This is a genomic window from Aeromicrobium halocynthiae, assembly GCF_039531385.1.
Taxonomy (GTDB): domain Bacteria; phylum Actinomycetota; class Actinomycetes; order Propionibacteriales; family Nocardioidaceae; genus Aeromicrobium; species Aeromicrobium halocynthiae.
On sequence record NZ_BAAAPY010000010.1, the window covers coordinates 31,938 to 56,175 of the forward strand.

Sequence of the window (24,238 nt, forward strand, 5' to 3'; positions counted from 1 at the left end):
GGCCTCGGACCACCTCAGTCGAGCCCGGCGAAGAGGTCGTCCTCGAACCTGGCGCCCGCCGGCGGCGCGGGCGTGCCCTTGACCAGGCGGTAGTACTCGGTGCCCCAGGCCCGCTGTGCGACGTCGTTGGACAGGGCGAAGAACGGGCCGTCCACGGTGATCTGCGTGGCGTGGGCACGCATCGCGTCGAGCTTGGCGTCGACCCAGCGTGAGCCGTCGATGACGGCGTCGAGGTCGTCGTCCTCCACCGCGAAGCGCGGGAGGTTGTCGGGGTCCATGCCCTCCATGAAGGTGAGGTCGCCTGCCGCCCGGATCTCTCGGATCCCGGTGCGCATCGCCTCGGCCGACATCGCGCCCCAGTAGATCTTGGCCACGTCCCACGGCTCCCCGAGGTCTCGGCGGTACGAGCGGACGGGCGCCAGCGCCGCGGCGTAGTGCGCGACCCGGTGGGCCTGGACGTGGTCGGGGTGGCCGTAGCCGCCGAACTCGTCGTAGGTGACGAGGACCTGAGGACGCACCTCGCGGATCACCGCGACGAGGTCGTTCGCGGCCTCGGTGAGGTCGGCGTGCCAGAACGCGTCGGCACCCGTGGCGTCGGCGGCCGTCGCGTTGCCGTCGTCGTCCCACTTCATGCCGGAGTCGCGGTAGCGGCCCTCGGCGCCCAGGAAGCGGTGGTCGGTGACGCCGAGGATCCGCATGGCGTCGGCGAGCTCGCCGACCCGGTGCGGGCCGAGGGCGTCGTCACGGTCGGCGGCCAGGTGCTCGAGCTCGGGCACCAGCACCTCGCCCATCTCGCCCCGCGTGCAGGTGACGAGCGTGACGCCGGCCCCCTCGCTCGCGTAGCGCGCCATGGTGGCGCCGGTGCCGATCGTCTCGTCGTCGGGATGGGCGTGGACGAGCAGGAGTCGTCGATCGCGCAGGGCCATGGGCCCAGCCTAGTGAGCACTGCCGCCACGCACGTCGCGTCGTCCGCAGCGGGCGTCCTGATCGGTGCCTGGGCAACCGAATGTGTTGAGCTGGGCCTGATGGGTGCCTGAGCAACCGGACGAGCTCGCAGACGGTTGCCCAGGCACCGATCACGTCCTCACGTGGCAGACCCCGCGACGCCGGGAGCGGGACCGCGTGCTCGGTCGACCACCCGACGGCACCGGGTGGTTGGATCGGAGCCATGACGTCGTACCCCCGCCTCGCCGCCCGCACCGCCCGCTTCACCCTCGGCATCCCGAGGAACCTCACCGTGAGCCCGGACGGACGACGCGTGCGCTACCTGCGCACCCCCGACGGCGTCACCCGCACCGGACAGCTGTGGGAGCACGACGTCAGCACCGGCGAGGAGCGGGTCCTCGTCGACCCCGACGCCCTCCTCGGTGGCGAGGGGGAGCAGCTCTCGGCGCAGGAGCGGGCCCGGCGCGAGCGCACCCGCGAAGGTGGGGCGGGGCTCGTCGGCTACAGCCTCGACGCCGATGGGGACCGGGCCGCGTTCGCGCTCTCCGGCCGAGCCTGGGTGGCCGACCTGCGAACCGGCGAGGTCACCGCCCTGCCCAGCGCGGGAGCCGTCGTCGACCCCCGCATCGATCCCACGGGCCGACGGGTGGCCTACTCCTCGGGAGGCGCGCTGCGTGTCGTCGAGACCGACGGCAGCCGGGACGTCGCCCTCGCCGAGCCGGACTCCCCCACCCAGGTGTGGGGCCTGGCCGACTTCATCGCGGCCGAGGAGCTGTCGCGGTTCCGTGGATTCTGGTGGGCCCCGGACGGCTCGACGCTGCTGGTCGAGCGCTACGACGAGGCACCCGTGCCCACCTGGTTCGTCAGCGACCCCGAGCACCCCGAGCGCGAGCCGGTCGCCCAGCGCTACCCCGCTGCCGGTTCACCGAACGCCGAGGTCAGCCTGTGGCTCGTCACTCTCGACGGCTCGCGGACGGAAGTGGTCTGGGATCGCGACCGCCTCGAGTACCTCGCCAGCGTCACGTGGACCGACCACGGCCGCCCGGTCGTCCAGGTGCTGAGTCGGGACCAGCGCACTGCCCAGGTGCTCGCCGTCGACGTCGGCGACGGGAGCACCGAGGTGCTGCGCGAGCTGAGCGACCCGGCCTGGGTGGAGGTGACGAGTCCTCCGCGGTTCGGACCTGGTGGGCGCCTCGTGAGCGTGGAGGACACCGACGGTGCGCGTCGCCTCGTCGTCGACGGCAGGCCCGTGAGCCCCACGGACTGGCAGGTGCGCAGCCTCGTGTCCGTCGGCGTCGACGCCGTCGTCGCCACGGCGTCGCAGGAGCCCACCGAGGTCCAGGTCGTGCGCCTCGGGTACGACGGCTCGCTCGAGCCACTCACGTCAGGAGCCGCCGTCCACTCCGCGGTCGTCGGCGGGCCCACGACCGTCGTGCTGCGCTCCGGGCTCGACCGCGTCGGCACCACCGTCTCCGTGACCGGCGAGCTCGCGCCGGACGACGGGCACGTCGTCGTCGCGTCCGAACCGGCCCCGTTCGAGCCGACGGTCCAGCTCCTGCACGCCGGACCCCGGAGCCTGCGTACGGCCGTGCTGTTCCCGCGTGACCACGTCCGCGGCTCGCGACGCCTCCCCGTGCTGATGGACCCCTACGGAGGTCCGCACGCCCAGCGGGTGCTCGCCAGCGCCCGCATGTTCCTGGAGCCGCAATGGCTCGCCGACCAGGGGTTCTGCGTCGTCGTCACCGATGGTCGCGGCACGCCCGGGCGCGGACCGGCCTGGGAGCGGGAGGTGCTGGACTCCCTCGCCGCGGTGACGCTCGCCGACCAGGTCGACGCACTCGAGGCCGTGGCCGCCGAGTTCCCCGACGACGTCGACACGACCCGCGTCGGCATCACCGGATGGTCATACGGCGGCTACCTGTCGGCTCTCGCCGTGCTCGCACGGCCCGACGTCTTCCACGCTGCCGTCGCGGGTGCCCCGGTCACCGAGTGGCGGCTGTACGACACCGCCTACACCGAGCGGTACCTCGGCGACCCGGGCGAGCGGCCCGACGTCTACGACCGCAACTCGCTGATCCCGCTCGCCGCCGACCTCGAGCGCCCGCTCATGCTCGTGCACGGCCTCGCCGACGACAACGTCATGGCCGCCCACACGCTGCAGCTGTCCTCGGCGCTGCTGGCGGCCGGTCGGCCACACACGGTCCTGCCCCTGTCCGGCGTCACCCACATGACGACCGCCGAGACGGTCGCGGAGAACCTCAAGCTGCTGCAGGTCGACTTCCTGCGCACGCACCTGCAGGGCTGAGAGAAGCGCTCAGCGCTCCTTGAACCGGCGGGGCTCGGAGGGCAGGTCGACCGGCTCCACGGGGTCGAGCGCGTCAGCCGGCAGCCGCTCGTCGCCGGGCAGCCAGCCGCCGTACACGTCGACGAGCGCCTCGACGCCGTCGTCGAAGGGCTCCACCTCCAGGACCGTCGAGGTGTCCTCGTGGTCCTCCTCGCCGGCGAACTCCTCACGACGGACCCGCACCGCGTACCCCTCGGCCTCCAACGCCTGCACGAGCTCGGTGGCGTCATCGTCCGGGTCGAACCAGATCGTGCTCATGCCTCGACGATAGCGGCGGGCGCCTTGGTCCTGGACGCTGCTCGGCACCGCACCTCACCCGTCCGCGACGAGCTCGAAGTCGTCGAAGTCGAAGCCCGGCGACACGAGACAGCTGACCAGGGCGTCGGCCTCCGACGGCACGGTCCGCTGCCAGTGGTCGGCCGGGACGAGCACCTGCGGATGCTCGACGTCGCAGACGAGCGTCTCCCGGGCCTCCGGGCGCTCGCCGTCGCCCCCGAGCTCGATGGACACCCGTCCGGAGTGGGCGAGCCAGATCTCGTCGGACGCGACGCGGTGCCACGCCGACGACTCCCCCGCCGGGAGCAGGAAGTGGATGAGCGTGGCCGTGGGCCGGACCCGACCGTCGGCGAGCGTGACGTCGACCGGCGAGGCCCACGTCCGGCGGTACCAGCCGCCCTCGGGGTGCGGCTCGAGGTCGAGGAGCTCAGCGAGCGGCGGTCGCTCGCTCACAGGTGCTCCTCGATGGCCGGGATCCGCTCGCGGAACGCGGCCACGCGGTCGCGGGTGCGCTGCGGCTCGCCGACCTTCTGCAGGTTCGCGATGCCCTCGTCGCCGCTCTCGATGCCGGCCTGGATGCGGTCGGCGGCGGTGCTCATGCGCTCCACGACGGCCTGCAGGACCGTCATCGGCCCCCACTCGGCGTAGGCGTCGACGAGGAGGTCGAGGCGTCGGGCCGTCTCCGCCGCACCGATGTCGCGGTACAGCGGGATCGCCGTCCAGGCCAGGAAGGCGAGGTCCTCGATCGGACGACCCGGCCCGGCCATGTCCCAGTCGATCATCGCGACGAAGTGCCCGCTCTGGACGATCCAGTTGTAGGCGCCGGGGTCGTGGTGGCAGATGATCTCGTCCTCGGCCAGCTCCCGGGTGCCACCACGCCAGCTGACCGGCCCCTCGGGCCGGTACTCCTCGACGAGGTCGTGGTAGTCCCGCAGCCAGGTGACGGCCTCGACGAGCACGTCGTCCAGCACCACCTCGCGGTCCACGGGGACACCGCGGCCCTCGACGTAGGACAGCACCTCGCGGCCGTCGTCGTCGATGCCGTGCACGGTCGGGACGCCGCGCAAGCCCTCGGCCTCGAGGTGGCGCAGGAGGTCGTGCACGGCGGGTGTCCACGGGCCGGTGGGGCGCCGGACGGTGCGGCCCACCCGGGTGGCTCCGCCGACGGCTCCGGGCAGTGGTTCGACGTCGTCGTTCACCCGTCCATGCTGGCACGGACGTGTCGGCACGTCCGGTCGGGCCGCACGTGCCACCCTGTTCCCCGTGGCTCACGGACATGCGCACGCGATCGAGGACCTGGACGCCGGCCCGCCGCGCAAGCGGCTCTCGGCGGTCCTGGCCGTGATCGTCACGATCATCACCCTGCTCGCCCTCGCCGCCATGGTCGCCCTCTGGCCCGCCGCCGGGGACGTGCCGAGCGATCGCAACCCGCTCGCGGGACCCGGCGTCACCACCGTCGACGCCGTCGTCTCCTCCGTCGAGGAGTTCGACTGCGGTTCCGGCGGCATCGGACCGGACCAGCTGCCGACCGTCGACGGGAACTGCGCCCAGGTCGTCGCGCAGACCGACGCCGGTCCGGCGGAGTTCACGCTCGACTCCGCGCGCACCCAGGCGGGCATCTCCGAGGGGGACCGCATCGAGCTGATCCGGTTCCAGCCCGAGGGGGAGAGCGAGGTCTCCTACGAGTTCCTCGACTTCGAGCGGTCCACCCCCCTGTTGCTCCTGACCCTGATCTTCGCCGTGCTCGCCATCGTCGTGGCCCGCTGGAGGGGCCTGTTCGCCCTGCTGGGCGTCGGCATCACCCTGCTGGCGCTGATGCGGTTCGTCCTGCCGGCGATCCTCGCCGGCGAGCCTCCGCTGCTCGTGGCCGTCGTGGGGTCGACGGTCATCATGATCGTGCTGCTCTACCTCGCGCACGGCATCTCGATCCGCACCACCGCCGCCCTGTTCGGCACGTTCTTCGGCATCGGCTTCACCGCTGCCGTGGGCGCGTGGGCCACCGACTGGGCCCACCTGACCGGCATCGCCGGCGAGGACGACCGCACGCTCGTCGCGACCGTCCCCGAGCTCAACATGGGCGCCGTCGTCGCCGCGACGATGGTCATCGCCGGCCTCGGTGTGCTGAACGACGTCACCGTCACCCAGGCGAGTGCCGTGTGGGAGATGCGGGCGCTGCGTCCCACGGCCCGCGCCGCCGAGCTGTTCGCCTCGGCGATGCGCATCGGGCGCGACCACATCGCGTCGAGCGTGTACACCCTCGTGTTCGCCTACGCGGGGGCGTCGATGACGATCCTCTTGCTGATCAGCGCCTACCAACGTGACCTCGGGCAGATGGCCACGACCGAGGAGATCGGTCAGGAGATCGTCCGCACCCTCGTCGGCATGATCGGCTTCGTCCTGGCCGTGCCCATGACGACCTTGTGCGCCGTCGCGCTCGCCCCACCCGCCCTCGACGAGGAGCCGCAGACCGGTGGCCAGCACCGCAAGCGCTTCGTCCCGTCCTCCGACGCCTGACCGGCCTTCGACCAGGCTCCCCGCTCGTCCTCCCCGCCGACCGCCGGCCATTCCCGACGGCTCACGCCGTTCCCCGGGGGCACCGGGGATCGGCGGTCCCCGTCATCGCGTCCTCACCATTCCCATGAATTCATGGGAACGATCGACTCTGCCCGGGTCGCAACCTGGGACAAGCGGTGGGTGACCGTACCGAGACAGCTCGAGATTGTGCCGGGGCCGATCTCAGGACGACACACCAAGGGGGGCGCGGGTGGTCCTCACTCCACACGGGAACGAGGCACTTCGGGTCGGTTGCGTCCCCTGCCTGGTGCCGGCAAGCCGTGACGAGTTGACGATTCCCATGAATTCATGGGAATCGTGAAGCACAGCGCACCGGCCCGGCGGTCAGCGCGAGGCGACGGCCTCCTCGAGGCCGCGCGTGGCGAGCTGGTCGGCGAGCTCGTTGTCGGCGACGCCGGAGTGCCCCTTCACCCAGAACCACTCCACGTCGTGGCGGTCGCAGGCCTGCTTCAACCGCTTCCACAGGTCGACGTTCTTGACCGGCTGCTTGGCCGCGGTGCGCCACCCGTTGCGCTCCCACCCGGCCATCCACTGCGTGATCCCGCCGCGCACGTAGGTGGAGTCGGTGTGCAGGTGCACGGTCGACGGCCGGGTCAGGTGCTCCAGCGCCATGATCGGCGCCATCAGCTCCATGCGGTTGTTCGTGGTCGACTCCGGCTCCCCGCCCCACAGCTCCTTGACGTGGTCGCCGTAGCGCAGCACGGCTCCCCAGCCACCGGGTCCGGGGTTGGGCCGGCAACCGCCGTCGGTGTGGATCGTCACGACGTCATCGCTCACCGGGACATGGTCCCAGCACCGGGCGGACGACCGAGCGGTGGGCGGCCCGGCGGGACGCACCGGACACGACGACGTCGCGGCGGCCGAGATCGAACGGCTGCCGCGACGACGACGTCCTCGCCCTACCGGTTGACCCGCGACCCGCTGCCGTTCTCGCGGATGGAGCCGTCCACGCGGGCGCCGCGGTAGACGTACAGGTTGCCGGCGCTGTGCTCGGTCGCGTTGCCGTCGATGCGCGCGGTGCTGCGCAGGTAGAGGTGGCCCGAGCCGGACTCGCTCACGTTGCCGTCGACGACACCGAAGATGCTGAGGGATCCACCACCACGCTCGATGACGTTGCCGTCGACCTCCGCGCCACGGTTGATGCGGACGTACCCGGAGTCGTTCTCGGTGACGTTCCCGTCGACGTCACCGGTCGGCTCGACGATGAGCCACCCGCTGCCGCTCTCGGTGACGTTCCCGTCGATCTCACCACGGATCCGGACGTTGCCCGCACCGGTCTCGCTGACGTTGCCGTCGACGCGGCCGCTGCGGTGCACCGAGACCGCGCCGTCGCCGATCTGACGGACGTTGCCCTCGACGGTGCCGTAGACGTTGACGGTGCCGCCGCGGACCGTGAGGTCACCCTCGATGGTCCGACCCGCGGGGACGGTGTAGTTGCCGGAGACGGTGACGTCGTCGGCGTGTGCGGCGGTGGGCAGTCCCACGGCGAGCAGTCCGAGCGTCACGCCGGAGACGAGGGTGGTTCGACGAAGCATGGCAGCGTTCCTCTCGCGATGACCTCCGAGACCACCTCGGCGTCACGACCAGTGAAGGCCGAGCAGGTGAGGTCACGATGAGGCCATCGTGAGAGGACTCTCATCGACCGACGTCCTGCCCGCCCGCCGTCGCGTGGGATCGCGGTCGCGCTCAGAAGTCCGGGAAGGACAGGTGCCAGTCGGCGAAGCTGTTGTTGCCCCAGCGGTTGCGGATCGCCACGGCGAGCGCGCAGGTCCCCCAGCCGACGAGTCCGGCGAGCAGGGCCGCCAGGACGACCACGACCGTGTCGGAGTCGCGGTCGAGCTCCTGCGCTCCGACGAGCGCCAGGCCGGAGAGGAGGAGCCCGGGGACCGCCAGCAGCGCACCGACGAGGACCCGCCACCCGCACAGCCACACGTGCAGCGCATAGACCCCGACGAGGACCACGACGTACGTGAGCGTCACGCCGAGACCGGCGGGGAGCGCCGCCAGCGCGGTCGCGCCGAGCGTGACGAGCGCGACGATCGCGACCGCACCGCCCGCGGACCAGGCGATCACCGCACGTCGAGGCGGCTTCTCGTCCTCGACGGGCTGCTCGAGGTCCGCGTTCTCGCTCATGGACCGGGAGCCTACTGCCGCGCGGACCGCCCGCCGAACGACGGGCTCACGTCGTCAGCGGCCCACGACGCGCTCGAGGGAGTCCAGCGCCTTGCGGCACGTGCCCTGGCGGATCCGACCCTCCTTCGCGTGGGCCGTGGCGAGCAGGACGTCGCCGGTCCACACCAGCTGCACCACGCACGGGTTCATCCCGCCGACGCCCGATCCGACGACCCCGACGAGCTGGACCGTGTCGTCGACGGTGCGCGGCTCCTCGAGCCCCGGCACCGGGCCGCGTCGCTCGTCGACGGCGCCACCGAACCAGGCGTCACGGACCGTCCGGAGGGCGTCGTCCGTGCATCCGGCCCTGATCGTCCGCTGCTCGCCGTCCAGCCGGGTCAGCGAGGTCCCGATCCGCGCCCCGGCCGCCCCGCGACCCGCGATGGCGGCGAGGCCCTCCGTGAGGACCGCCTGCACCTCGTCCTCGGTGAGCAGCGGTGAGGGGGCCTGGCGGTCGCGACGTGGGGCCATGGGCACACCCTAGGAGCCGATCGCGCCCGCGCACCAGACGTCTCGTGGACGTCCCACCGCCCACGAGAGGACGCTAGACGTTGAAGCGGAACTCCACGACGTCGCCGTCGGCCATGACGTAGTCCTTGCCCTCCATGCGGACCTTGCCGGCGGCCTTGGCGTCGTTCATCGACCCGGCGGCGACGAGGTCGTCGAAGGAGACGATCTCGGCCTTGATGAAGCCGCGCTCGAAGTCGGTGTGGATGACGCCGGCGGCCTGGGGAGCGGTCGAGCCCTTGCGGATGGTCCAGGCGCGGGCCTCCTTGGGCCCGGCCGTGAGGTAGGTCTGCAGGCCGAGGGTGTCGAACCCGACGCGCGCCAGTGCGTCCAGGCCCGGCTCCTCGACGCCCATCTCGGCCAGCAGCTCGGCACGCATCTCCTCGGCCTCCTCGTCGTCGCCGAGCCCTGCCAGCTCGGCCTCGGCGAGCGCGTCGAGGAAGATCGCCTCGGCCGGCGCGACGAGGTCGCGCATCCGCTGCTTGAGGTCCTCGTCGGCGAGCTCCTCGGCGTCGCAGTTGAAGACGAACAGCAGCTTCTTGGCCGTCAGCAGGTGCAGGTCGCGCAGCGCGTCGAGGTCGAGGCCGGCCTGGAACACGCCCGTGCCCTCCGACAACACCTCCAGCGCCTTCTGTGCCTCGGCGAGCTGCGGCACGAGCGACGTGTCCTTGCGGGACTCCTTCTCCAGGCGCGGGACGGCCTTCTCGACCGTCTGCAGGTCAGCGAGGATCAGCTCGGTGGAGATGGTGGCGATGTCGCTCCCCGGGTCGACCGTGCCGTCGACGTGGGTGACGTCCTCGTCGCGGAAGACCCGCGTGACCTGGCAGATCGCGTCGGACTCGCGGATGTGGGACAGGAACGCGTTGCCCATCCCCTCGCCCTCGGAGGCGCCGCGGACGATGCCGGCGATGTCGACGAACTGCACCGTGGCCGGGATGACCTTGGCCGAGCCGAAGATCTCCGCGAGGCGGCCCAGACGCGAGTCCGGGACGCCGACGACGCCGACGTTCGGCTCGATCGTGGCGAACGGGTAGTTCGCGGCGAGGACGTCGTTCTGGGTGAGGGCGTTGAAGAGCGTCGACTTGCCCGCGTTGGGGAGTCCGACGATGCCGATGGAGAGAGCCACGGGCAGCCAGCCTACGGGAGCGCCCTCGCCGGACCGCGCACGGACGGCGGCACCGTCGTGGGTTGCCCGGCACGCGCTCCGCAGGGGGCCTATCGTTCAGTGACCCGTCTCACACCATGCCATCGGGGTACGACCATGAAGAGGACCATCGCCACCATCGGGACGGCACTGGTCGCGGCAGCGCTGACCGCGACCGTGTCGGCGTCGCCTGCCGCAGCCGGCGACGACGCCTTCTACCAGCCACCGTCGCAGCTGCCGTCCGCCAACGGGGCGATCGTGCGCACCGCGCCCCAGCGACTGTCGGTCACGTTCGCGCTGCAGGCGATCAAGGGCACCGGCACCAGGCTCATGTACAAGAGCACCGACGCCGCAGGCAACCCGGTCGCCGTCACCGGCACCTACATCGAGCCGACCGCGCCATGGACCGGCACTGGCCCGCGCCCCCTCGTCGCGTTCGCCTCCGGCACGCAGGGCCAGGGGGACAGGTGCGCCCCCTCGCGGACCCTCTCGCGCGCGATCGACGTCCGCCCCGGCGAGCTCGCCACCGGCTACGAGATCCCCCAGATCGCTGGTCTGGTGCGGGCGGGCTTCGGCGTGGTCGTCACCGACTACGTCGGCCTCGGCACCCCGGACCGCGTCCACACCTACATCGTCCGCAAGGACCTCGGCCACGCGCTCCTCGACGCCGCCCGGGCCGCACGGAACCTCGAGGGAACGACGCTGACCTCCCGCTCGCCGATCGGCCTCTACGGCTACTCCCAGGGCGGCGGCGCGTCCGGAGCAGCTGCGGAGCTCGCCCCGACCTACGCGCCGGAGCTGAACCTCAAGGGCGCCTACGTGGGTGCCCCGCCGGCCGACCCCCTCGAGGTCCTGAGGGGAGTCGACGGCACGGCTCTGACCGGTGCCGTCGCCTACGCGATCAACGGACTGGCCGAGTACTCACCCGCCGTCCGCACTCTGGTCGCGACCCGGACGAACGCTGCCGGGAAGGCCGCCCTGGACGTCGTCCGCGACCAGTGCGTGGTCGACACCGCCCTCACGTTCCCCTTCACACGGACCCGGTCCTGGACCACGACGGGGACGTCCGCGGCCGACGTCGTCGCGGCGGACCCTGTGGTACGCGCCGTGGTCGACGAGCAGCGCCTCGGCCGGGTCCGCCCCGCCGTGCCCGTGATGGTGCTCACCGGCACCCAGGACGACGTCGTCGACCATCGACAGGCCAAGCAGCTCGCTCGTGACTGGTGCCGTCTCGGTGCGGCGGTCGACTACGTGCCGATCGTCCAGCTGGTCGACAGCGGCGGGACCCTGCTGAACCACCTGACGCCGGCGGTCGTCGACGCGCCGCGCGCCCGAGGATGGTTGCGTGACCGACTGATGGACCGCGCGGTGCGTTCGAACTGCTCGCTCGTGCCGATCCTTCCCTGACGAGCCCGTCCCGCACGCGGTGGTCAAGGACGCTGGGCGGCGAAGGCACGCAGGCGCCGGTCGTACCAGTCCTCGCGCAGGCCGAGGTCGGCCATTGCCAGGCGGTGGCACACCGCCTGCGAGGCCGCGTTCTCCGGATGGGTGACGGCGTGCACCTGCCCGAGACCGAGCCGCCAGGCGTGCTGCAGGAGCGCCGATGCGGCCTCGGTGGCGATGCCCTGGCCCCACACGTCGGGATGCAGGTGCCAGCCCACCTCGACGTCGTCGCGCTCGACGGCCTCGCTCGGCGGCAGCGGGACCAGCAGCACGACACCGACCAGTGGCTCCTCCGGTGCCGCCCTCCTGCGCACCGCCAGGACACCCAGGCCGGGACGGTCACCGCCGCGCTCCGCGTAGCGCCCGACCTTCCGACGGGCCTCCTCCATCGACGCGAGGACCCGCCCGTCGCCGCTCCAGCGAGCCACCTCCGGCCGGGAGAACAGGGCGAGCACCGCGGCGGCGTCACCCGGCACGAGCGGGCGCAGCGCGAGCCGGGCGGTGAGCATCGGCTCAACCACGGCGTTCCCGTGGTACCGACGCCGCGACCAGCTCGAACATCAGGCTCGTGTCGCCGTACCAGGGCTCGGCCTGCTCCCCGAGCTCCCGCGCCCCGAGCCGTCGGGCGACCCCCGCCGACGGGTGGTTGTCCGGGTACATGTCGATGACGAGCCGGCGGTGCCCGGCGGCGAACGCGGCGCGGACCATCGCCGCGGCCGCCTCGCTGGCGTAGCCGTTGCCCACGCTGTCGGGGTTGAGGTGCCACCCGATCTCGTACTCCCCCACGAACCCGTCCACGATCCGTTCCAGCCGCGCCAGGAGCACGCACCCGACGACGAGACCGCTGTCGCGCACCTCGATCGCGCGCCAGGCCTGCAGCGGGTCCTCCCGCTCGCGTCGCAGCTCCCGATCCACCCAGGCGCGCGCCTGGTCGAGGTCGGCCATCGGGGTGGACGGCGGGTTGTCGAGCCAGCGGATCACCGCCAGCCGCGAGTGGACGTCGAGCACGCGCTCGGCGTCGTCGGCACGGTAGGGCCGCAGCATCAGCCGTTCGGTCTCGATGGCGGTCGCGATGCTCACCGATCCACTGTCGCAGGTCGGGGCGGGCCTGCCACCATGGAGACATGACCGTGATCCGCATCAACGCCATCACCGTGCCCGCCGACTCCGGCGACGAGCTCGCCCACCGCTTCGCCGCCCGCGCCGGGGCCGTCGACGGCGCCGACGGCTTCGAGGGCTTCGAGCTGCTCAAGCCCACCGACGGGCGGGACCAGTGGCTGGTCGTCACGCGCTGGCGCGACGACGCCGCGTTCCAGGCCTGGCTGGACTCCCCGGCCTTCGCCCACGGACACCGGTCGGAGTCCGAGCGCGGTGGCGGAGAGGCCCAGCGACCCGTCTCGAGCCACAGCGAGGTGTGGAGCTACGAGATCGCCGGCGGGTCGCCCGCCTGAGACACCCCACGGCCGAGACACCCCCGCGATCCGAGGCCAATCCACGATCTGTGGGTGGGCCTGGACTAGCGTTCCCACCATGGCATCGGTGGTGGACACCTCGGCTCGACTGTCGCGCAACGATCTCACCGCGCGCGGGATGGTCGGCGCCGCGTTCGCCGCGATGGCCGCCGTCACGGCGCTGGACCTCCTGGACGGACGGCTCGGGGCCCTGTTCTCCGTCGGGTTCGTGCTGATCGCCGGCACGATGCCACTCGCCGTCGACGTGCGCGAGCTGCTGCCGTCCGGGGTCCTGCCGCCGGTCCTCCTGGTGGTCACGATCGCCACCGTCTGCGCCCTGGTGCCCAGCGCGGTGGTCGTCGAGGGGCTGCCGACCGATGCGGGCTGGCTCGCCCGCACGCTCGGTGGGGCCGTCGACCACGGCGTCACGCTGCTCATCGGTCACGTGTTGGCGGTGACGGCCGTCGTCACCCGCATCTTCACCGACCCCGACCACCCGCGCCGCGGCTGAGGTCATCGAGGTAGCGCGTCGATCACGTTCGCGACTCGACGAGCACGCGTCCCCTCGGACCTCGCCTCGGTGAGCGACCGTGCGTGCTCCGTGCGTCGTGACGGCGCCAGGGCGTCGAACGTCGACCGCAGGCCCTCCGCGTCGAGGGCCTCGACCAGTGCCGCCGGGAGCTCGACCTCAGCGCGATGTTCGTGGCCGGGCCCGCCGGCTCGAGCGTCACCACCGCGCTCATCGCGCATCCCGCGTCGTCGAAGCACCCGGCGAGCATCATTCCACCGACCACCGCCGGACCGATCGTGATTCACCAGGTCAGGCGCGGAGGGCACCGATGGCATGGCGGTGCGCCCCGACTCCGCAGACGACCAGGCTGGCGAGCCAGAGGAGGGCGACGCCGCCGGGCATGCGGGGCGTGACGATCATCGGAGCCCGCCACGGCTCGTCGCCGCGCGGCGCATAGGCGAACCACCCGGTCACCTGGGGGTCCTGCAGGCCCAGCACCACGAGGACCACCCCGGCCACGAGCAGGGCGAGAGCGAGGGTCAGGAGCACACGGGTGGAGGGCACGCACCCATGCTGGCACTCCCCGCCGCCGACGAGGCGAGGGCGCTTCAAAGCTTGCCGGCGGCCTTGAGGTCGCGGCGCAGCTCGGCCGGCAGGGAGAACGTGAGGGTCTCGTCGGCGGTGCGGACGGCGGCAGCATCGGGATGGCCGTGCTCGGAGAGGAACGTCAGCACCCCCTGGACGAGGTCGTCCGGGACGGACGCTCCGGAGGTGACGCCGACCTTCTCCACGCCGTCGAGCCAGGCGGGATCGAGCTCGCTGACGTCGTCGATGCGGTACGACGCCTTGGCGCCGGCCTCGAGGGCGACCTCGACGAGGCGCACCGAGTTGGAGGAGTTGGCCGACCCGACGACGATGACGAGGTCGGCCTCCTTGGCGATCTCCTTGACCGCGACCTGACGGTTCTGGGTGGCGTAGCAGATGTCGTCGGACGGCGGGTCCTCCAGCTGGGGGAACTTCTCACGCAGACGGCGGACCGTCTCCATCGTCTCGTCGACACTCAGAGTGGTCTGCGAGAGCCACGACAGCTTGGTCCCCTCGGCGAACTCGAGTGCGTCGACCTCGTCGGGGCTCTGCACGAGCGTGATGTGCTCGGGGGCCTCGCCGGCGGTGCCCTCGACCTCCTCGTGACCCTCGTGGCCGATGAGCAGGATGCGGTAGTCGTCGCTGGCGAACCGACGCGCCTCGTGGTGCACCTTGGTGACCAGCGGGCAGGTGGCGTCGATGGTCTTGAGCTCACGCTCGGCGGCCTCGGCGTGGACCGCCGGGGAGACGCCGTGTGCCGAGAAGACGACCGTCTCGCCCTCGGGCACCTCGTCGAGCTCCTCGACGAAGATCGCGCCCCGGGCGGCGAGGTCGTTGACGACGTGCTTGTTGTGCACGATCTGCTTGCGCACGTACACCGGCGCACCGTAGAGGTCGAGCGCCTTCTCCACGGTGATCACCGCACGATCGACGCCGGCGCAGTAGCCGCGCGGGTCGGCGAGCAGAACGCTGCCGCCGACGGGGGGCATGCCAAGGTCCACGTGCGAGGTCATGCGTCCATCGTAACGACCGCGATCCACGTCCGGGCGTGGCTCTAGGGTGAGGAGCATGGCACTGGAGACGTCGGCGGAGGCCCCCGCCCCGCTGCGGCAGGTCTCGCTGCTCGTCGGGCAGTACATCGACCGCCTCGGCGGCATCTGGGTCGAGGCGGAGGTCGCGCAGATCAACCGCCGTCCCGGCTTGTGCTTCCTGACCCTGCGCGACCTCCGCGCCACCATCTCGGTGCAGGCCACGTGCCACAGCGCGGTCCTCGACTCCCTGCCCGCCCCCGTCACCGCGGGGGCCCGGGTCGTCGTGCAGGCCAAGCCGCGCTTCTACGCACCGAACGGCTCGTTCTCCCTCGAGATCCGCGAGTTCCGGCTGGCGGGCGAGGGAGAGCTCCTCGCCCAGCTGGAGCGACGCAAGCAGCTCCTGGCCGCCGAAGGTCTGTTCGACCCCCGGCTGAAGAAGCCTCTGCCGTTCCTGCCCGCGCGCGTCGGCCTGGTCACCGGCAAGGACTCCGCCGCCGAGCGCGACGTGCTGGAGGTGGCGCGTCGCCGGTGGCCCGACGTGACGTTCGACGTCCGGCACGTCCTCGTGCAGGGACCGCAGAGCGCGCAGGCGGTCATCGCCGCGGTGCGCGCCCTCGACGCCGACCCAGGAGTCGACGTCGTCGTGGTCGCGCGCGGTGGGGGTTCGGTCGAGGACCTCCTGCCGTTCTCCGACGAGGCCCTCGTCCGGGCCGTGCACGCGTGCCGCACACCCGTCGTCAGCGCGATCGGCCACGAGCCCGACACCCCGCTGCTCGACCTCGTCGCCGACGTCCGCGCCGCCACGCCCACCGACGCCGCCAAGCGCGTCGTGCCCGACGCCGCCGAGGAGAGCGCCGGTCTGCGCCAGGCGCGTGCGCGTGGTCGAGCGGCGATCGGACGCCTGGTCGAGCGGGAGGCCCAGGCCCTCGCCCAGCTGCGATCGCGTCCCGTCCTCGCCAGCCCCCTCACCCTCGTCGACGGGCAGCAGTCCGTCGTGGAGTCCCTGCGCGACCGCGCGCACCGCACCGTGGGCCACCGGGTCGAGCGCGAGAGCGACGCCGTCGCGGCCCAGCTGGCCCGAGTCCGCGCCCTCTCCCCGCTCGCGACCCTGCGACGCGGCTACGCCGTCGCCCAGGCGCCGGACGGCTCGGTCCTGACCTCCGTCAGCGACGTCCCCGCCCAGTTCAGCGTGCGCCTCGCCGACGGCACCGCCCACGTCTCCACCACCTCGACCCAGGAGGACCCCCCATGACCCCGCCTGAGACGCCTGCGCCGTCCGAGGAGGCCACGATCGGCTACGAGCAGGCTCGCGACGAGCTCGTCGCCGTCGTGCAGAAGCTGGAGACCGGAGGCCTCGGTCTGGAGGAGTCGCTCGCGCTGTGGGAGCGCGGCGAGGAGCTGGCCGGCATCTGCCAGCGCTGGCTCGACGGCGCTCGCGAGCGGCTCGCCGCCGCGCACGAGTCCGACGACGACTGAGCGGCGACCGTCAGGACGAGACTGCGAAGGCATCGGGCGAGAGCAGCCCGATGAACGTCTCGACGTCCTCGCGTGGCGCGTCGCCGAGGACGAGGACCGCGACGTCGCCTTCGATGCGGGTGAAGGCGACCTGTCCAGGCGCCTCCCACACGGTCCACTCCTGCCCGCCCACCTCGGCGGTACCGCTCTCCTCGAAGGTCGCGTCACGACCGGCGATGAGGTCACCCTCGCTCGAGACCGCCTGCTGCAGACCGACGTAGCGGTCCTCGGCCGTCAGGACGTTGAGGTCCCACGCCTCGGCTCGCGGCCGGACCGACGAGAGCAGCCAGTCCTCCGGCAGACGCTCGGGCGCCAGCAGGTCGAACGCGGTGACGACGGGACGCGAGGTCTGCACGCTCTGCTGCAGGTCCTCACCCTCGATCGGGCGGTCGGGCGTCACGGTGAAGAGCACGGAGGCGAGCCACCAGATGCCGACCATGACGAAGCCGAGGACGACGACAGAGCGGATCACGTCGCCCATCCGCGGGTTGCCCCGGCTGCTCGTTCCCGACACCTTCACCCTCCTGTCCACTCGCACCGATCGATCCGCAGATACGGACCCTCACCGGCAAAACGACCGCAGACGCGGTAGCGTCCACCCATGCCTCTCCATCGTCTCGCGGAAGCCGCAAGCGTGCTGGGCGTCAGCGACGACACCCTACGCCGATGGCAGACGCAGGGACGCTTCACGGCGGTCGACGCCGGCGGGCGCCTCGGCATCGACGGACGCGACCTCGCCCGTCTCGCCGTCGAGACGGCGTCCGAGGGTCGAGCCGCCCCGAGCCAGGCCAGCGTGCGGAACCGGCTGCGCGGTGTGGTCACCGCGATCACGCGCGACACCGTCATGGCGCAGGTCGAGCTCAGCTGTGGTCCCTACCGGATCGTGTCGCTGGTCAGCAGCGAGGCCGTCGACGACCTGGGTCTCGAGGTCGGCTCCCTGGCCTGGGCGAGCGTCAAGTCGACCAACGTCGCCCTGGAGGTCGGTCCGTGAGAGCGCGGCTCACCGCCGTCGCGGCCATGACCCTCGCCCTCGCCGGCTGCGGCACCATCGACGGGGGATCCGACACGGCCGATGCCGAGGAGCGCACGCTCACCGTCTACGCCGCCGCCTCCCTGACGCAGACCTTCGAGGAGCTCGGCGAGCAGTTCGAGGCCGAGAACGACGGCGTCTCGGTGCAGCTCGGCTTCGGCGGGTCCTCCGACCTGGTGGCCCAGCTCCAGGCCGGCGCGCCCGCGGACGTCCTCGCGACGGCCGACGAGACGACCATGACGTCGGCGGTCGACGACCGACTGGTCGACGGCGATCCCGAGCCGTTCGCGACGAACGTCCTGCAGGTCCTCACCCCCGCAGGCAACCCGGCGGACGTCCAGGGCCTGTCCGACCTCGCCCGTCCGGACGTGCAGGTGGTGCTCTGCGCCCCGGTCGTGCCGTGCGGCGCTGCCGCGCAGCGGCTCGAGGAGGCCGCCGGGATCGACGTCCGACCGGTGAGCGAGGAGCAGTCCGTCACCGACGTGCTCGGCAAGGTCGCCTCCGGCGAGGCAGACGCCGGGCTCGTGTACGTCACCGACGTCCTCGGCGCCGGCGACGCGGTCGTCGGCATCGACGTCCCCGAGGCCGACACTGCGGTCAACTCCTACCCGATCGCCGCACTCGCCGGCAGCGACCACCCCGACCTCGCCGCCGCCTTCGTCGCGTTCGTGCTCGGCGAGCAGGGCAGGCGAGTGCTCGCGGAGGCCGGGTTCGGCCCGCCGTGACGGGTCGAGCCCGGTCCGGTCGGTCATGAGGGACACCGTCGGCACCTTCCCCCGCTGGCTGCTCGTGCCCGCGGCGACCAGTGCGCTGTTCATCGCCGTTCCTCTGCTCGCCATCGTCCTGCGCGTCGACTGGTCGCAGTTCGGCGCCCTGGTGACCTCCCCCTCGTCGCAGGCTGCGTTGTGGCTGAGCCTGCGGACCGCGTCGGCGACGACGGTGTTGTGCGTGCTCCTCGGCGTCCCGCTGGCGCTCGTGCTCGCTCGAGCCCGCTTCCGGGGTCAGTCGCTGCTGCGCTCGCTGGTCCTGCTGCCGATGGTGCTGCCGCCGGTCGTGGGGGGCATCGCCCTGCTCTACACCTTCGGGCGGCGCGGACTCCTCGGCGAGAGTCTCGAGGTCCTCGGCCTGCAGATCGCCTTCTCCACCACGGCGGTGGTGCTCGCGCAGACGTTCGTGGCGCTGCCGTTCCTCGTGCTGAGCCTGGAAGGCACGCTGCGCACCGCCGGACAGCGCTACGAGCGCGTCGCCGCCACCCTCGGCGCCACGCCCACCACCGTCCTGCGCCGCGTCACCCTGCCGCTGGTGCTGCCGGGTCTGGTCTCCGGGGCGATCCTGTCGTTCGCGCGAGCCCTGGGCGAGTTCGGGGCGACGATCACGTTCGCCGGCAGCCTGCAGGGCACCACCCGGACGCTGCCGCTGGAGATCTACCTGCAGCGCGAGACCGACCCCGACGCGGCCGTCGCCCTGTCGCTGCTGCTCGTGGTCGTGGCCGTCGTCGTCATCCTCGCCGTCCGCGGCAACGACGCTCGGCAGGCGCTGTGACGTCGGCGACGCACCCGGTCGGCAGCGGACTCACCGCCCGGATCCGTTCCGAGGAACGCGACGTCGACCTCGCCCTCACGCTCGCCACCGGGGAGACGGTCGCCGTGCTGGGCCCGAACGGGGCGGGCAAGAGCACGCTGGTCACCGCACTCGCCGGGCTCCTGCGTCCGGACGAGGCGTCGATCCGTCTCGACGGGACGGTGCTCGCCGGTGACGGCACCTGGCTGCCGGCGCACCGTCGCGGCGTCGCCCTGCTCGCTCAGGACGCGCTGCTCTTCCCTCATCTCGACGCGCGGGAGAACGTGGCCTTCGGCCCGCGCAGCGCCGGCGTGCCCCGGCGGGCCGCGCGCGAGGCTGCTGAGCGCTGGCTGCACGACCTCGGCGTCGCGGACCTCGCCGACCGTCGACCCTCCGAGCTGTCCGGTGGCCAGGCCCAGCGCGTCGCCCTCGCCAGGGCCCTGGCCACCGAGCCGCGTCTGCTCCTGCTCGACGAGCCCATGGCAGCCCTCGACGTCAGCGTCGCCCCGGAGATCCGCCGTCTGCTCCGCCGTGTCCTGGCCGACCGCACGACGATCCTCGTGACGCACGACGTGCTGGACGCCCTCGCCCTGGCCGACCGCGTGGTGGTGGTCGAGGACGGTCGTGTCGTGGAGGACGGACCGACCCGCGAGGTGCTCACCCGGCCCCGCAGCGCCTTCGGCGCTCGCATCGCGGGCCTGGACCTCATCGCCGGGTCGATGCGTGACGGCCGGCTCGTCACGCCGGACGGTCTCGCGATCGACGGGACGCCGTCGGAGCCGCTCCCCGACGGGACCCCGACCGTCGCCGTCGTCTCCCCCGCCGACGTCGCCGTGCACCTGGACGCACCGGGCGGGAGCCCGCGCAACACCATGTCGGCCACCATCACGCACCTCGAGCCGTTCGGGGACCACGTCCTCGTCCGCACCGACGTCGCCGACGCTCGCATCACGCTCGCTTCGGCGGCTGAGCTGGACCTCTCCCCGGGCACGCGTGTCCACCTCGTCGTCAAGGCGACCGCCGTCGCGCTGCACCCGGCGCGGCCCGGTGCGCCAGGAGCGTCGTGAACGAGGCTCCGGCGGCCCGACGCTAGGGTGAGGCGCGTGGAAAGCCTCCAGCCCGCCGCCCAGGCCCCCGCCCGCAACCTCGCCCTCGATCTCGTCCGCGTGACGGAGGCCGGCGCCATGGCCGCCGGCAGGTGGGTGGGACGTGGCGACAAGAACGGTGCCGACGGCGTGGCCGTCAACGCCATGCGCAGCCTCATCAACACCGTCGCCATGAACGGCGTCGTCGTGATCGGCGAGGGTGAGAAGGACGAGGCGCCGATGCTGTTCAACGGCGAGCAGGTCGGTGACGGCACCGGACCGGAGTGCGACGTGGCCGTTGATCCCATCGACGGCACCACCCTGACCGCCAAGGGGATGACCAACGCCATCTCCGTCATGGCCGTCGCGCCGCGCGGGTCGATGTACGACCCGTCGGCGGTCTTCTACATGGAGAAGCTCGTCGCCGGGCCCGAGGCGGCCGACGCGGTCGACATCCGCCTGCCGATCGCCAAGAACATCGACCTCGTGGCCAAGGCCAAGGGCATCTCCCGGTCCGACGTCACCGTCTGCGTCCTGGACCGGCCACGTCACGCGAGCCTCGTGCAGGACATCCGCGACGCCGGCGCCCGCATCAAGTTCATCTCCGACGGCGACGTCGCCGGTGCGATCACCGCGGCCCGCCCCGACACCGGCGTCGACCTGCTCGTCGGGACCGGTGGCACGCCCGAGGGCATCATCACCGCGTGTGCCATCAAGGCCATCGGTGGCGTCATCCAGGGCCGGCTCGCCCCCGTCGACGACGACGAGCGTCAGCAGGCGATCGACGCCGGCCACGACCTCGACCGCGTGCTGGTCACCGAGGACCTCGTCGTCGCCGACGACTGCTTCTTCGTCGCCACCGGCATCACCGACGGCGAGCTGCTCGCCGGGGTGCGCTACGGCGCCGGACGTGCGTACACCGAGTCCCTCGTCATGCGCTCGCGCAGCGGCACGATCCGCAAGATCAGCTCCGAGCACAAGCTCGAGAAGCTCAAGGCCTACTCGGCGGTCGACTACCAGCACTGACACGCGCCTCGGACCAGCCCGGCCTACGGTGCTCGTTCGCCGCGCTGGCGCAGGGCCGCGGTCGTACGATCGGGCGCATGAGTGGATCCGGCGAGCAGCTCACCGACCTGCCCTCCGGGATCACCCTGTGCTTCGAGACGTTCGGGTCCTTCGGTGATCCGCCCGTGCTCCTGGTGATGGGTCTCGGCGGTCCGATGAACTGGTGGGACACGTCGTTCTGCGAGCGGCTCGCCGACGAGGGGCTCTTCGTCATCCGCTACGACAACCGCGACACGGGTCGCTCGACGCACCTGCGACAGCACCGGGTGGGTCGCGTCGACATCGTGAAGGCGGCGGTCGGTCTCGTGCGCACGCCGCCCTACCGGCTCGACGACCTCGCCGACGACGCCTTCGGTCTGCTGGACCACCTCGGCCTCGAGGAGGCCCACCTCGTCGGGGTCTCGATGGGCGGCATGATCGTGCAGACCATGGCGATCGCCCGTCCCGAGCGGACCCTGAGCCTCACCTCGATCATGTCGACGACCGGGCGGCGCACCGTCGGATTCCAGAACCCCCGCGTGCTCCCGGGCCTGTTCCTCTCGAACGGGGAGGGTCGCGAGGGCTACGTCAGCCGGCAGCTGCGCGGCACGCCGCTGATCTCCTCCCCGGACTACCCCGCCGCCGAGGCCGCCGTCCGGGCGCGCGCGGAGGAGACCTACGACCGGGGGTGGAGCCCCGACGGCGTCGTCCGGCAGCTGATGGCGATCCTCACCCAGCCGGACCGGACGAAGGCGCTCGGACGGCTGCGCATGCCGGTGACCGTCGTCCACGGCACCAAGGACCCGCTCGTGCACCGCTCCGGCGGCAAGGCCACCGCCGCGGCGATCCCAGGCGCCGAGCACGTCGAGATCCCCGGCATGGCCCACGACCTGCCCGAGCCCCTGCACGGACGGATCGTGGAGATCATCTGCGGGACGGTGGCGCGAGCGTCGTCGCGACGCTGATGCACAGCTCTGGTTCGTCGCGCCCAGCCGGTTGCCTGCAGGACCGGTGACGTGGAACCGGCGAGGGCCGGGGAAGGCGAAGACGTCGTCGACGAGCGCTGCGTGGGTGTCGAGCACGAGGAAGGCCTCGGCAGTGGCGGGGTCGGCAGCAGGCAGCTCGACGTCGTCGATGGCGTGGTGCGGGTGCGTCGGTGGGGACGGACCACCGACGGAACGGGTGTCCTCCGCAGGGCCGTCCGCGGACCGGCGGGGCCCCGGCATCGCGGGCGGTATCGTCGTCCCGTGGCTGACGCAGACTTCCTGTACTCCGACCTGCTCCCCCTCGGCGCGGACGACACCCCGTACCGCAAGATCTCCTCCGAGGGGGTGGAGACGTTCGAGGTGGCGACCCCCGACGGCGGCAAGCGCACGTTCCTGCAGGTCGACCCCGAGGCGATCCGGCAGCTCACCGCCGAGGCCATGCACGACATCAGCCACTACCTGCGCCCGGCCCACCTCGCCCAGCTGAGGACGATCATCGACGACCCCGAGGCGTCCGGCAACGACCGCTTCGTCGCGCTCGACCTGCTCAAGAACGTCAACATCTCCGCCGGCGGTGTCCTGCCCATGTGCCAGGACACCGGCACCGCGATCGTCATGGGCAAGAAGTCCGAGGGCGTGCTCACCGGCGTCGACGACGGCGAGGCGATCAGCCGCGGCGTGTACGACGCCTACACCCAGCTCAACCTGCGCTACAGCCAGCTCGCGCCCCTGACCACGTTCGAGGAGAAGAACACCGGCACCAACCTGCCGGCGCAGATCGAGCTGTACTCCACTCCCGGCGATCCGGCCAAGCCCGAGTACACGTTCCTGTTCATGGCCAAAGGCGGCGGCTCGGCCAACAAGTCGTTCCTGTTCCAGGAGACCAAGGCGATCCTCAACCCCGACCGGCTGCTCTCCTACCTCGACGAGAAGATCAAGAGCCTCGGCACGGCCGCCTGCCCGCCGTACCACCTCGCGGTCGTCATCGGCGGCACGTCGGCGGAGTTCGCCCTCAAGACCGCCAAGTACGCCTCGGCCCACTACCTCGACCACCTGCCCACCGAGGGCTCCATGAGCGCCCACGGCTTCCGCGACCTCGACCTCGAGCAGCAGGTCTTCGAGCTGACGCAGTCCTTCGGCATCGGGGCGCAGTTCGGTGGCAAGTACTTCTGCCACGACGTCCGCGTGGTCCGCCTGCCGCGCCACGGCGCCTCGTGCCCCGTGGCGATCGCCGTCTCCTGCTCCGCCGACCGCCAGGCACTGGGCAAGATCACCCCCGAGGGCGTCTTCCTCGAGCAGCTCGAGACCGATCCCGCCCAGTACATGCCCGACGCCGGCACCGCCGAGGACATCCAGGGCGGCGAGGTCGTGCAGATCGACCTCAACCGGCCGATGGAGGAGATCCGCGCCGAGCTGAGCAAGCACCCGGTCAAGACGCGACTGTCCCTCACCGGGCCCCTCGTCGTCGCCCGCGACATCGCCCACGCCAAGATCGCCGAGCGTCTCGAGGCCGGCGAGCCCATGCCGCAGTACCTGCGCGACCACCCCGTCTACTACGCCGGCCCCGCCAAGACCCCCGAGGGCATGGCCTCGGGCTCCTTCGGGCCCACCACCGCGGGCCGCATGGACTCCTACGTCGAGCGCTTCCAGGCCGCCGGCGGGTCGATGGTGATGCTCGCCAAGGGCAACCGCAGCAGGCAGGTCACCGACGCCTGCAACGCGCACGGCGGCTTCTACCTCGGCTCGATCGGCGGCCCCGCCGCCCGCCTCGCGCAGGACTGCATCCGCAGCCAGGAGGTGATCGAGTACCCCGAGCTCGGCATGGAGGCGGTCTGGAAGATCGAGGTCGAGGACTTCCCTGCCTTCATCGTCGTCGACGACAAGGGCAACGACTTCTTCACCGACCCCTCCGGCGAGGTCACCGTCCCGCTCAGCGGGATCCGCGTCCGTTCGGCCGAGTAGCCCGTCCGTCGACCGCGCACCGGCACGACAGGGCAGACCATGCCCCGCTCGTCCACCGCCGATAGGCTCGACC

At 72.1% G+C, this 24,238-nt stretch carries 29 protein-coding genes; 14 read left to right on the top strand and 15 right to left on the bottom strand.

All coding sequences use genetic code 11. The annotated features are described in order from the left end of the window. Nucleotides 1–14: 14 nt before the first annotated feature. Entirely contained in the window at nt 15–926 is a 912-nt protein-coding gene (mshB, locus tag ABD213_RS12665) for an N-acetyl-1-D-myo-inositol-2-amino-2-deoxy-alpha-D-glucopyranoside deacetylase (protein ID WP_344329215.1), read from the bottom strand. A 242-nt stretch (nt 927–1,168) separates the two neighbouring features. Between mshB and ABD213_RS12670 the strand changes: the two genes are divergently transcribed. Beyond that, a complete protein-coding gene (locus ABD213_RS12670) occupies nt 1,169–3,250 on the top strand; it encodes a S9 family peptidase (RefSeq protein WP_344329217.1) in 2,082 nt (693 codons plus the stop codon). A gap of 9 nt (nt 3,251–3,259) precedes the next feature. Here ABD213_RS12670 and ABD213_RS12675 read toward each other — a convergent pair whose 3' ends face one another. Genes ABD213_RS12675 through ABD213_RS12685 form a run of 3 tightly spaced genes read right to left on the bottom strand, consistent with a single transcriptional unit; the run spans nt 3,260 to nt 4,764 of the window. Next, a complete protein-coding gene (locus ABD213_RS12675; RefSeq protein WP_344329219.1) occupies nt 3,260–3,547 on the bottom strand; it encodes a hypothetical protein in 288 nt (95 codons plus the stop codon). A 54-nt stretch (nt 3,548–3,601) separates the two neighbouring features. Next, nucleotides 3,602–4,018: a cupin domain-containing protein gene (locus ABD213_RS12680; protein ID WP_344329221.1), complete on the bottom strand. Its 417-nt coding sequence runs from the start codon at nt 4,016–4,018 to the stop codon at nt 3,602–3,604. Then, nucleotides 4,015–4,764 carry a phosphotransferase gene (locus ABD213_RS12685; RefSeq protein WP_344329223.1) on the bottom strand — a complete coding sequence of 250 codons (750 nt, stop codon included), beginning with the start codon at nt 4,762–4,764 and terminating at the stop codon, nt 4,015–4,017. The genes ABD213_RS12680 and ABD213_RS12685 overlap by 4 nt, the downstream gene beginning before the upstream one ends. A gap of 64 nt (nt 4,765–4,828) precedes the next feature. Between ABD213_RS12685 and ABD213_RS12690 the strand changes: the two genes are divergently transcribed. Next, nucleotides 4,829–6,079 (top strand): YibE/F family protein, encoded by a 1,251-nt coding sequence (locus ABD213_RS12690; protein ID WP_344329225.1) that lies wholly within the window; start codon nt 4,829–4,831, stop codon nt 6,077–6,079. 384 nt (nt 6,080–6,463) lie between these two features. On the opposite strand, the gene rnhA is transcribed toward ABD213_RS12690, so the two are convergent. From rnhA to ychF, 5 genes are all read right to left on the bottom strand, one after another. Then, nucleotides 6,464–6,916 carry a ribonuclease HI gene (gene rnhA / locus ABD213_RS12695; protein ID WP_344329228.1) on the bottom strand — a complete coding sequence of 151 codons (453 nt, stop codon included), beginning with the start codon at nt 6,914–6,916 and terminating at the stop codon, nt 6,464–6,466. Between the two features lie 122 nt (nt 6,917–7,038). Continuing rightward, a complete protein-coding gene (locus tag ABD213_RS12700) occupies nt 7,039–7,674 on the bottom strand; it encodes a bactofilin family protein (protein WP_344329231.1) in 636 nt (211 codons plus the stop codon). 151 nt (nt 7,675–7,825) lie between these two features. After that, nucleotides 7,826–8,272, bottom strand: a complete 447-nt coding sequence (locus tag ABD213_RS12705) for a hypothetical protein (RefSeq protein ID WP_344329234.1) — start codon at nt 8,270–8,272, stop codon at nt 7,826–7,828. A 54-nt stretch (nt 8,273–8,326) separates the two neighbouring features. Further along, complete coding sequence (locus tag ABD213_RS12710; RefSeq protein WP_344329238.1) at nt 8,327–8,782, bottom strand: hypothetical protein; 456 nt, start codon at nt 8,780–8,782, stop codon at nt 8,327–8,329. A gap of 73 nt (nt 8,783–8,855) precedes the next feature. Further along, nucleotides 8,856–9,944 (bottom strand): redox-regulated ATPase YchF, encoded by a 1,089-nt coding sequence (ychF, locus tag ABD213_RS12715; protein WP_344329241.1) that lies wholly within the window; start codon nt 9,942–9,944, stop codon nt 8,856–8,858. Nucleotides 9,945–10,079: 135 nt separating this feature from the next. Between ychF and ABD213_RS12720 the strand changes: the two genes are divergently transcribed. Next, nucleotides 10,080–11,369 (top strand): lipase family protein, encoded by a 1,290-nt coding sequence (locus ABD213_RS12720; protein WP_344329243.1) that lies wholly within the window; start codon nt 10,080–10,082, stop codon nt 11,367–11,369. Between the two features lie 23 nt (nt 11,370–11,392). On the opposite strand, the gene ABD213_RS12725 is transcribed toward ABD213_RS12720, so the two are convergent. Continuing rightward, the gene (locus tag ABD213_RS12725) at nt 11,393–11,926 is read right to left on the bottom strand and encodes a GNAT family N-acetyltransferase (protein WP_344329246.1); all 534 of its coding nucleotides are present in this window, start codon (nt 11,924–11,926) and stop codon (nt 11,393–11,395) included. Then, nucleotides 11,919–12,485: a GNAT family N-acetyltransferase gene (locus ABD213_RS12730; protein ID WP_344329249.1), complete on the bottom strand. Its 567-nt coding sequence runs from the start codon at nt 12,483–12,485 to the stop codon at nt 11,919–11,921. The genes ABD213_RS12725 and ABD213_RS12730 overlap by 8 nt, the downstream gene beginning before the upstream one ends. Nucleotides 12,486–12,529: 44 nt before the next feature. On the opposite strand from ABD213_RS12730, the gene ABD213_RS12735 reads away from it, so the two are divergent. After that, nucleotides 12,530–12,856 carry an antibiotic biosynthesis monooxygenase family protein gene (locus ABD213_RS12735; RefSeq protein ID WP_344329253.1) on the top strand — a complete coding sequence of 109 codons (327 nt, stop codon included), beginning with the start codon at nt 12,530–12,532 and terminating at the stop codon, nt 12,854–12,856. 79 nt (nt 12,857–12,935) lie between these two features. After that, nucleotides 12,936–13,367 (top strand): DUF6542 domain-containing protein, encoded by a 432-nt coding sequence (locus ABD213_RS12740; RefSeq protein ID WP_344329256.1) that lies wholly within the window; start codon nt 12,936–12,938, stop codon nt 13,365–13,367. A gap of 2 nt (nt 13,368–13,369) precedes the next feature. Here the strand turns inward: ABD213_RS12740 and ABD213_RS12745 are convergent, their stop codons facing one another. From ABD213_RS12745 to ABD213_RS12755, 3 genes are all read right to left on the bottom strand, one after another. Further along, nucleotides 13,370–13,606 carry a YdeI/OmpD-associated family protein gene (locus ABD213_RS12745; RefSeq protein WP_344329259.1) on the bottom strand — a complete coding sequence of 79 codons (237 nt, stop codon included), beginning with the start codon at nt 13,604–13,606 and terminating at the stop codon, nt 13,370–13,372. Between the two features lie 70 nt (nt 13,607–13,676). After that, nucleotides 13,677–13,931 carry a hypothetical protein gene (locus ABD213_RS12750; protein ID WP_344329262.1) on the bottom strand — a complete coding sequence of 85 codons (255 nt, stop codon included), beginning with the start codon at nt 13,929–13,931 and terminating at the stop codon, nt 13,677–13,679. Nucleotides 13,932–13,975: 44 nt separating this feature from the next. Further along, nucleotides 13,976–14,965: a 4-hydroxy-3-methylbut-2-enyl diphosphate reductase gene (locus ABD213_RS12755; protein WP_344329265.1), complete on the bottom strand. Its 990-nt coding sequence runs from the start codon at nt 14,963–14,965 to the stop codon at nt 13,976–13,978. A 55-nt stretch (nt 14,966–15,020) separates the two neighbouring features. On the opposite strand from ABD213_RS12755, the gene xseA reads away from it, so the two are divergent. After that, nucleotides 15,021–16,235, top strand: coding sequence for an exodeoxyribonuclease VII large subunit (gene xseA, locus ABD213_RS12760; protein WP_344329268.1), 1,215 nt, complete (start codon nt 15,021–15,023; stop codon nt 16,233–16,235). Next, the gene (locus ABD213_RS12765) at nt 16,232–16,459 is read left to right on the top strand and encodes an exodeoxyribonuclease VII small subunit (protein WP_344329270.1); all 228 of its coding nucleotides are present in this window, start codon (nt 16,232–16,234) and stop codon (nt 16,457–16,459) included. The genes xseA and ABD213_RS12765 overlap by 4 nt, the downstream gene beginning before the upstream one ends. Nucleotides 16,460–16,469: 10 nt before the next feature. Here ABD213_RS12765 and ABD213_RS12770 read toward each other — a convergent pair whose 3' ends face one another. Continuing rightward, nucleotides 16,470–17,012 (bottom strand): DUF4245 domain-containing protein, encoded by a 543-nt coding sequence (locus ABD213_RS12770; protein WP_344329273.1) that lies wholly within the window; start codon nt 17,010–17,012, stop codon nt 16,470–16,472. An 87-nt stretch (nt 17,013–17,099) separates the two neighbouring features. On the opposite strand from ABD213_RS12770, the gene ABD213_RS12775 reads away from it, so the two are divergent. The 7 genes from ABD213_RS12775 (at nt 17,100) to ABD213_RS12805 (ending at nt 24,165) form a co-directional block, all read left to right on the top strand. After that, a complete protein-coding gene (locus tag ABD213_RS12775) occupies nt 17,100–17,489 on the top strand; it encodes a TOBE domain-containing protein (RefSeq protein WP_344329279.1) in 390 nt (129 codons plus the stop codon). After that, on the top strand, nt 17,486–18,253 hold the full coding sequence (modA, locus tag ABD213_RS12780; RefSeq protein ID WP_344329284.1) for a molybdate ABC transporter substrate-binding protein: 768 nt from the start codon (nt 17,486–17,488) through the stop codon (nt 18,251–18,253). The genes ABD213_RS12775 and modA overlap by 4 nt, the downstream gene beginning before the upstream one ends. Nucleotides 18,254–18,278: 25 nt before the next feature. After that, the gene (locus ABD213_RS12785; RefSeq protein WP_344329288.1) at nt 18,279–19,070 is read left to right on the top strand and encodes an ABC transporter permease; all 792 of its coding nucleotides are present in this window, start codon (nt 18,279–18,281) and stop codon (nt 19,068–19,070) included. Further along, the gene (locus ABD213_RS12790) at nt 19,067–20,155 is read left to right on the top strand and encodes a sulfate/molybdate ABC transporter ATP-binding protein (RefSeq protein ID WP_344329293.1); all 1,089 of its coding nucleotides are present in this window, start codon (nt 19,067–19,069) and stop codon (nt 20,153–20,155) included. Before ABD213_RS12785 ends, ABD213_RS12790 begins: the two co-directional genes overlap by 4 nt. A 36-nt stretch (nt 20,156–20,191) precedes the next feature. After that, the gene (gene glpX / locus ABD213_RS12795) at nt 20,192–21,199 is read left to right on the top strand and encodes a class II fructose-bisphosphatase (RefSeq protein ID WP_344329297.1); all 1,008 of its coding nucleotides are present in this window, start codon (nt 20,192–20,194) and stop codon (nt 21,197–21,199) included. A gap of 77 nt (nt 21,200–21,276) precedes the next feature. Beyond that, nucleotides 21,277–22,182 (top strand): alpha/beta fold hydrolase, encoded by a 906-nt coding sequence (locus tag ABD213_RS12800; RefSeq protein WP_344329301.1) that lies wholly within the window; start codon nt 21,277–21,279, stop codon nt 22,180–22,182. A 282-nt stretch (nt 22,183–22,464) separates the two neighbouring features. Beyond that, complete coding sequence (locus ABD213_RS12805; protein WP_344329306.1) at nt 22,465–24,165, top strand: fumarate hydratase; 1,701 nt, start codon at nt 22,465–22,467, stop codon at nt 24,163–24,165. The last annotated feature ends 73 nt before the right edge of the window (nt 24,166–24,238 follow it).